General features: G+C 70.5%; 5 protein-coding genes. 1 reads left to right on the top strand and 4 read right to left on the bottom strand.

The annotated features are described in order from the left end of the window. From ACZ7M3_RS44795 to ACZ7M3_RS44780, 4 genes are all read right to left on the bottom strand, one after another. Nucleotides 1-452, bottom strand: a 452-nt coding sequence (locus ACZ7M3_RS44795) for an MMPL family transporter (RefSeq protein ID WP_472071564.1), incomplete at its 3' end; no start/stop codon positions are given. A gap of 187 nt (nucleotides 453-639) precedes the next feature. Beyond that, nucleotides 640-2,355 carry a hypothetical protein gene (locus tag ACZ7M3_RS44790; RefSeq protein WP_472071569.1) on the bottom strand — a complete coding sequence of 572 codons (1,716 nt, stop codon included), beginning with the start codon at nucleotides 2,353-2,355 and terminating at the stop codon, nucleotides 640-642. A 178-nt stretch (nucleotides 2,356-2,533) separates the two neighbouring features. Beyond that, entirely contained in the window at nucleotides 2,534-2,953 is a 420-nt protein-coding gene (locus ACZ7M3_RS44785; RefSeq protein ID WP_351316427.1) for a TOBE domain-containing protein, read from the bottom strand. A 133-nt stretch (nucleotides 2,954-3,086) separates the two neighbouring features. Continuing rightward, a complete protein-coding gene (locus ACZ7M3_RS44780) occupies nucleotides 3,087-7,205 on the bottom strand; it encodes a molybdopterin-dependent oxidoreductase (RefSeq protein WP_472071562.1) in 4,119 nt (1,372 codons plus the stop codon). 193 nt (nucleotides 7,206-7,398) lie between these two features. Between ACZ7M3_RS44780 and ACZ7M3_RS44775 the strand changes: the two genes are divergently transcribed. Beyond that, nucleotides 7,399-7,788 carry a cell division protein SepF gene (locus ACZ7M3_RS44775; protein WP_095852150.1) on the top strand — a complete coding sequence of 130 codons (390 nt, stop codon included), beginning with the start codon at nucleotides 7,399-7,401 and terminating at the stop codon, nucleotides 7,786-7,788. The last annotated feature ends 73 nt before the right edge of the window (nucleotides 7,789-7,861 follow it).

Here is a 7,861-nt window from a genome sequence, read left to right as displayed (position 1 = left end):
ATCGCGTCCTTCAGGGAGTTCTTGCTGGCGTCGGTGAGGTCGTCGGCCTTCACCTTGTAGGTGACGGTCGCGTACGCCGTCGTCGCGTCCTTGCTGACCGCGTTCGCCTGGAAGGGGCTGACCGCGCTCGCGACCTGCGAGCCGTCGGCCGCCTCGTCCACCAGCTTGTTGATGGTCTTCTTGTTCTCGGCGGCGGTGATCTTCTGGCCGTCGGGGGCCACGAAGACGATCCGGGCGTTGGCGCCGTTGGCGGTCGTCCCGGGGAAGCGTTGCTCCATGAGGTCGAACGCCTTCTGGGACTCGATCCCAGGCATGGAGTTGTTCGGATCAGGAGCGGCGGGAGCCGTGGCCGCACCGAAGCCGACAGCGCCGAGCACCGCCACCCAGATCAAGGCGACGTACCAGCGCCGCCGGAAGGCCGTACGGCCCAGTCGATAAAGGAAAGTAGCCACGGGCTGAGGTCTCCACTCGTCCGATCTCGGGAACCCCATCAGGTTCCCCGTGGCAGACCCCTCCCGTCGTCGTGCACGTGCCGACATTTCCGACTACTGAGAACGCAGTACGCCGCTTCCGGATCATCCTCCTGACGTCTACCGCCGGCCGCGGAGAACCGCGACCGGCGGCGTACGTCACGGGGGCCTAGCGGGTGCTTGCCGGAGCCTTCAGGTGTAGATCCGTGCTGGACAGCGTCATCGGCGTGGCCGAGACGGCCCGCAGCCGGATGCGTACTCCGGCACGGGGAAGGGTGAACCTCCCGGCGGGCGGCAGGAGCTCATAGCTGGCCGAGGCGTGCCGGCCGAGTGTGGCGGGACCGGATCTGATGGACCAGTAGCGGCCCATGCCCTGGCCCGTGGTCAGGGTGAAGTGCGGGGTGAGGGCCGTGTCGCCGAGGTTGGTGACGCGGACGGTGAGCGCGGTCACGGCCTTGGCGGTGGTGGTCCGGGTCTCGCCGACCAGCCGCATCCTCAGGGGCGGCGAGCCCGTCACCGCCAGGGTCGACGCGACCAGGGCGGGGACGATCAGCAGCACGCCCGTGGCGATGCGCGCCCGCTGCCGGTGCGGGCCGCGCAGGAAGGCGGGCCGGGGCTGCCACGCCGTGGTGAAGGCCGACGGCGGCGCGGTCACGGCAGCGGCCAGCCAGAGCGGCGTCATCATCAGGTAGTAGCCGTCCTGCGAACGCGTCGCCAGGAAGAACGCGCACCACGGCAGGACCACCGCGGCCGGTCCCAGCCTCCGCACGAACAACACGAAGAGCCCGAGCAGCCCAGCGGCCAGCAGCATGCTCGCGTGCGAGTACCAGGACAGCCGGTCGCTGCCGTCGGTGAAGTACAGCGAGATGCCGACCAGGCCCTGGCCGTGCAGGTTCGCCTGCTGGGTGAGCGGGAGCACGATCCCGGAGAGCCAGCTGCGTGGCTCGCTCACGATGAAGTACGCGTTGATCAGCAGCCAGGTCAGGGCGGCCACCCCCACGATCCGGCCCACGGCGCCCGCCGCCGCGCGCGCTCCGAGGTCGCCGCGGCGCAGGGCGTAGACCCCGGCCAGCAGGAACGGCGTGAGGAACCACGGCAGCTGCTGCGAGGCGCAGGCCGCGCCCAGGCACGCAGCCCGCGCCCAGTCGCTCCATCCGCCGTAGCCCATCCGCGGCCAGCCCACCACCACCGGGATGAGGAAGGCGCAGGCGACGATGGCCGGATAGCCGAGCCGGGCGTACGCGGTCAGCAGGCCGAAGCCGAGGCAGACCAGCGTGGCCGCGGACCGCCACTGCGTCGGCAGCATCCGCCACATCACGATCGTGCCCACGATCAGGGCGCCGGTGGCGGCGAGGACCGCGGGGGCGGCCCCGTGTCCGACCCAGAGCAGCGGCGCGGTGAGCAGCAGGGGCAGCGGCGGATAGCCGTACGTGTAGTCGTAGCCGCCGGTCATCGTCGGGGTGAGGGCGACCCCGTGCTGCCCGAAGAGCCAGGGCCACGGCTGGTCGTAGACCTGGTGCCCGGCGACGAACTCACGGGCGGCCTGTGCGGTGAGGACCGACTCGTCACCGCCGTCGTGGTACATGGCGAACCCGCACACGGCGAGCGCCACGGCCGTCACCAGGATCACGAGGTCGAGGCGGGCCAGCGAGCGGGCCCGACGCACGGTCAGCGTCAGGACGCCCGTCACCAGGATCGAGGCGTAGCAGATCGAGATCACCGCCGCGACGGCGAGCCGGTGGCTCGCGGCCGCCGTCCACATCGGACGCGTACCGATGAAGAGGCCGATGTCGGCGAGCAGGGTCAGGACGCGGTGCCACTGCGCGGGCGTCTCGTCGGGCGACGCCTTCGTGAGGGCCTTCTGGCCGGTGGTCGACGGCCTCATTTCTGCCAAGTACACGGGATTGGACGGTAATTCCCGCAGATGAAGGCCGTGATGCCGGACGTGAAGAGTCCGGTATGAGGGTGGTAAGAAGAGCATTTATAGCCGATGTGGGTGCGTGTCGTGCGGGAGCATCTCATATAAGGGCGTCTCATGCTTTGACGGGACATACGGGGGTGTCTCAGGCGTTGGAGAGGGACACCTCGGTGGACTTGATGAGCGCGACGACCGTCGATCCCGCCGCAAGGCCGAGCTCCGTCACCGCGTCCTTGGTGATCGCGGAGGTCAGCTCGCCGCCCGGGACCTCGACCTTGACGCGGGCCATGGCCCCGCCCGTGGAGACCTCCGTCACCGTGCCCGGGAACTGGTTGCGGATGCTCACCCCGTCGACCGGCCCGGTGGCCAGGGACACCTCCGTCGACTTGACCAGGGCGCGGACCGTGGAGCCCGTGGTGAGACCCAGGTCCTCGACCGCCTCCGCGGTGATGGCCGCGGTGAGGTCCTGACCGCCGTCGAGGCGGACCTTGACCGTCGCCATCACCTCGCCCGGAGTGACGGAGGTGACGGTTCCGGGGAGCTGGTTGCGGATGCTCAGGCTCATGGGTACGCCTCAATGTGCGGTGCGGTGGGACAGCGAACGACGGATGCCGGTGCGCTACGAATAGCCGAGTTTCGCCAATTATGTGCAACTCGCGGCTCTCGGCGGGCTCACCACACCCCGTGTCTCCCGTGTCTCAGTACACGTCCCGTACATATCGCTTCTCCGCCGCCAGCTGTTTGACGTACGCGGTGGCCTCCGTCTCGCCCAGACCGCCGTGCGCGACGGCGATGTCCCGCAGCGCCCGGTCGACGTCCTTGGCCATCCGCGAGGCGTCTCCGCACACATAGAAGCGGGCCCCGTCCTGGAGCCAGTGCCACAGCTCGGGCCCGTGCTCACGCATCCGGTCCTGGACGTAGACCTTGGCGCGCTGGTCGCGCGAGAACGCCGTGTCGAGCCGGGTGAGCGTGCCGTCGTGGAGCAGGCCGGTCAGCTCGTCCTCGTAGTAGAAGTCGGTGGCGCGGTGCTGCTCGCCGAAGAACAGCCAGTTCGGCGCCCGATGGCCGAGTGCCCGGCGCTCCTCGAGGAATCCGACGAACGGCGCGACTCCGGTGCCCGGCCCCACCATCACCATGGGTGTCGTCGTGTCCGCCGGGGGCCTGAAGTGCGGCGATCGCTGCACGAAGACCGGGACCTCCGCCTCCGGCTCGGCATCGGCGAGGAAGGGCGAACAGACCCCGCCCCTCGCCCGGCCGCCCGGATTCTCGTACCGCACCACGGAGACGGTCAGCGAGACGAGGTACGGGTCGACGAGCGGACTCGACGAGATCGAGTACAGCCGGGGCTGCAACCGCTTGAACACCTCGGCCCACTCCACCGCCGACGCGCGCACCGGATGCTCGGCCACGACGTCCACGGCCTGCCGCCCCCACGACCAGCGCGCCAGCTCCCCCTTGTTGTCCGGACGCAGCAGCTTCCTCAACTCGCGCCCGTCACGGGTCCGTTCGCCGACGAAGCGCAGCAGATCCGGGGTGATCCGCGTGATGTCGAAGTGCCGAAGCAGGGCCTCGCCGAAGGCGACCTCACCAACACCCGTCACATCGACGGCCGCTGAGTCGTCGACGCCGACCGTCTCCAGCCATTCGGCCACCAGACCGGGCGAGTTGACGGGCCGTACGCCGAGCGCGTCTCCCGCCTCGTACGGCAGCGGGCTCTCGCTGTCCCGGGTGTCGAAGGTGAACCGGCGCACTTCCTTGCCGGCGCCGGGCAGGCTGAGCAGCCGGTTGCCGGTGAGACGGGCGGTGGCGGCGGCAGGCGCGGGCCTGGCGGGCCTTGCGGGCTTGGCGGTCCGGGGCGACTCGGGCGCTCTGGATGTCTCGGGTGCATCGAGTGCATCGGATGCCCTGGGTGTCTCGGTCCGTCCGCCGAGCGCGGTGAGGATCAGCTCCAGCCAGGCGTCCGCGTTCGGCTCGTAGTCCGGTTCGCAGTCCGTACGAGGAGCCAGGCGAACGGCGCCCAACTCGTCCAGGCGCGCGTCCAGCCGCCGCCCGTGCCCGCAGAAGTCGTCGTACGAGGAGTCGCCGAAGGCCAGCACGGCGTAGCGCACGCCGTCCAGCCGCGGGGCCTCCTGCCCGGACAGGGTGTCCCACAGGCCGGACCCGTTGTCGGGCGCGTCACCGTCCCCGAAGGTGCTGGTGATGAAGAGCAGATCGGCGCTGCGGGCGAGCGCGCCGACGTCCGCCTCGTCCATGCCGACCAGTCGCGCCCGGTGCCCGGTGGCGGCGAGCCGCTCGGCGGTGGCCGTCGCGAACTCCTCCGCGTTCCCGGTCTGCGAGGCCCACAGCACCACCACCTCACGGCCCGCGGACTCCGGCGCGGGAGCCGCCGGGGGCGCGGAGCGCGAGTACATCCCGGCGAGCACGCCGTTCACCCAGAGGGCGTGTTCGGGGTCGAAGGGGGCGTCCGGAGGGAGGACGGGGACGCCCGGGAGCCCGGAGGGGAGCCCGGCGAGAAAGCCGCTGAGGTACTGCCGCTCGACGGAGGAGAGCACGGGCGGGGGAGCGGGCTCCAGACCGAAGCCTCCGGGCGCCGTCGCGACTCGGTCGGGCATCTTCGGCCCGTCGGGCGCCTTCGGCCCGTCGAGTGTCTCCGGAAGAGCCCTTCGGGCGGCAACGCGCGCCAGCGACACCGCGCACACCTTGAACTCCGGCTGGAACGACACCGGATCCACCGCGTCACTGGTCACCGCGTTGATGCTCAGATACTCCCCGAACAGGTCGTTCCAGTGAAAGGGCGCGAACACGCACCCCACCCGCACCCGGTCCGTCACCACCGCCGGCAACACGGCCCGCCCCCGCCGGGAGGCGACCTCCACCGAGTCCCCCTCCGCGATCCCGAGCGCGGCCGCGTCCTGCGGATGCAGCTCCACGAACGGCCCGGGGTTGAGCTTGTTGAGCTTGGCCACCTTCCCCGTCTTGGTCAGCGTGTGCCACTGGTGCTGCAGACGCCCGGTGTTGAGCACGAACGGAAAGTCGTCGTCGGGCATCTCGGCGGGCGGCAGATGGGGCCGTGCGTAGAAGACGGCCCGCCCGCTCGCGGTGGGAAACGACGGCTCACCGTCGCCCGCCGCCTTCACGTACCGGATCGGATTCCGCGCGGGCCCGTCCTCCCGCGCGACGGGCCACTGCACGGGTCCGCCCCGCAGCCGCTCGTAGGAGGCACCCCGCAGATCCCACCCGGTCTTCGGGTTCCACGCCTCCTTGATCTCCTCGAAGATCTGCTCGGCACTGTCGTACGAGAACTCCTTCTCGTACCCCATGGCGCGGGCGACGGCCGCGATGATCCGCCAGTCCGCCCGCGCCTCCCCGGGCGGGTCGACGACGGCCCGTGCCAGGGTCAGCGTCCGCTCGCTGTTGACGAGGACGCCCTCGGCCTCCGTCCACAGCGCGCCGGGGAGCACGACATCGGCGTACGCGTTGGTCTCGGTCTCGGCGAAGACGTCCTGGGTGACGACGAACTCGGCGGCTTCGAGCCCTTCGATGACGGTCCGGCGGTTGGCGACCGAGGCGACGGGGTTGGTGCAGATGATCCAGCAGGCCTTGATGTCCCCCTCGGCCATCTTCCGGAACATCTCGACGGTGCCCTGCCCCACCCCGTCCTTGCGGATGCTCCCGACCGGCAGCCCCCACAACTCCTCTACGAAGGCACGCTCCTCGTCCACCAGCACCGACCGCTGCCCGGGCAGCCCGGGACCCATGTACCCCATCTCGCGCCCGCCCATGGCGTTGGGCTGACCGGTGAGGGAGAACGGTCCGCTGCCGGGTCGGCAGATGGCGCCCGTGGCGAGATGGAGATTGACGAGCGCGTTGGTGTTCCAGGTGCCGTGCGTGGACTGGTTGAGCCCCATGGTCCAGCAGCTCGTCCACTCCCCGGCCTCACCGATCAGCCGCGCCGCCGCCCGGATGTCGTCCTCCGGGATGCCGGTGATGTCGGCGACGGCCGCGGGCGGATAGTCGGCGAGGAACGCGGGCATCGCCTCCCAGCCCTCGGTGTGCCGGGCGATGAAGCCCGCGTCCGTGTAGCCGCCTTCGTGCAGCAGGTGCAGCAGTCCGTTGAGCAGCGCGAGGTCGGTGCCGGGCCTGATCTGCAGAAACAGATCGGCCTTCGCCGCCGTCGCGGTGCGCCGCGGATCGACGACGATCAGCTTGGCCCCGGCCTTCACACGCTCCATGAGCCGCAGGAAGAGGATCGGATGGCAGTCGGCCATATTGGACCCGATGACGAGGAACACGTCCGCGCGGTCGAGATCGTCGTACGACCCCGGAGGTCCGTCGGCGCCGAGCGACAGCTTGTAGCCGGTGCCCGCGCTCGCCATGCACAGCCGTGAGTTCGACTCGATCTGGTTCGTCCCCACGAAGCCCTTGGCCAGCTTGTTGGCGAGGTACTGCGCTTCGAGGGTCATCTGCCCGGAGACGTAGAAGGCGACGGCGTCCGGGCCGTGCTCGTCGATGATCGCGCGCAGACGCCGGGCGGTCTCGGCGAGGGCCGCGTCGACGGGCACGGGCCGTGGCTCCTCGCCGCGGTCCTCGCGCACGAGCGCCGTGGTCAGCCGGCCGGGCGCGGCGAGCATGTCGGCCGTGGTCGCGCCCTTGGTGCACAGCCGACCGGAGTTGGCGGGGTGCCGCTTGTCCCCGGACGCCTTCAGGACCGTACGCCGTCCGTCCGGTCCCCGGCCGATGTCGAGGACCATGCCGCAGCCCACACCGCAGTACGAGCAGACGGTCCGGACCTGCTCCGGGCGGGGGGTCGTGGTCATGCTGATGACAGTACGAATTGCCCGTTACGCGGATGTCACATGGTCTGATCTTGGAGGGTTACGCCCGCTGCACAACCGGCCGGCGGGCGATGTGAGGGTGTCGCGGACCGTGTCGCTGTTGGGCCGAACGGGTGACCATGCGTAAGAATTGGCCGGTGCAGACAATGAGTGCGAGCCAGGACGGGGTGGGCCAGTGAACAGCCACGACGTCACCGACGAGCAGTGGGAAGGGCTCGCCCAGGTCGTTCCGCTCCGGGGCCGGGACGCCTGGCCCTCGGCGGTGAATCACCGGTCGATACCCGAGGCCGTGACCGAGGCGCGGCGCCGCTTCGTGGTCCTGCGGGTCAATGTGTTCGCGGACGCCCGCGACGTCGCCGAGACGCTGATGTCGGGCATCCCCGTCCTGCTCGACCTGACCAGCGCGGAGACCGAGGTCGCCAAGCGGGTCCTGGACTTCAGCACGGGGGTGGTCTTCGGTCTGGCGAGCGGCATGCACCGGGTCGACCGGAACGTGTTTCTGCTGACACCGCGTGGTACCCAGGTGCAGGGGCTGATGGAGGGAGCGGGGGTGCCGGGGATCTGACCGGGGGCGGCCAGGACCGGGCTCCGCGCGCGGGCGCGCGCCGGTCCCTCGATCGTAGGAAGGTCAACAGGGT

It is taken from the genome of Streptomyces sp. NPDC111656 (genome assembly GCF_055656965.1).
The sequence above is the reverse complement of the archived record's forward strand: the minus strand, read 5'-3'. Positions and strand labels throughout refer to the sequence as shown.

Bases quoted from the DNA above. Each gene is read 5' to 3' on its own strand.
- ACZ7M3_RS44790 (WP_472071569.1), bottom strand. From the start codon at position 2,355: ATGAGGCCGTCGACCACCGGCCAGAAGGCCCTCACGAAGGCGTCGCCC.
- ACZ7M3_RS44785 (WP_351316427.1), bottom strand. From the start codon at position 2,953: ATGAGCCTGAGCATCCGCAACCAGCTCCCCGGAACCGTCACCTCCGTC.
- ACZ7M3_RS44780 (WP_472071562.1), bottom strand. From the start codon at position 7,205: ATGACCACGACCCCCCGCCCGGAGCAGGTCCGGACCGTCTGCTCGTAC.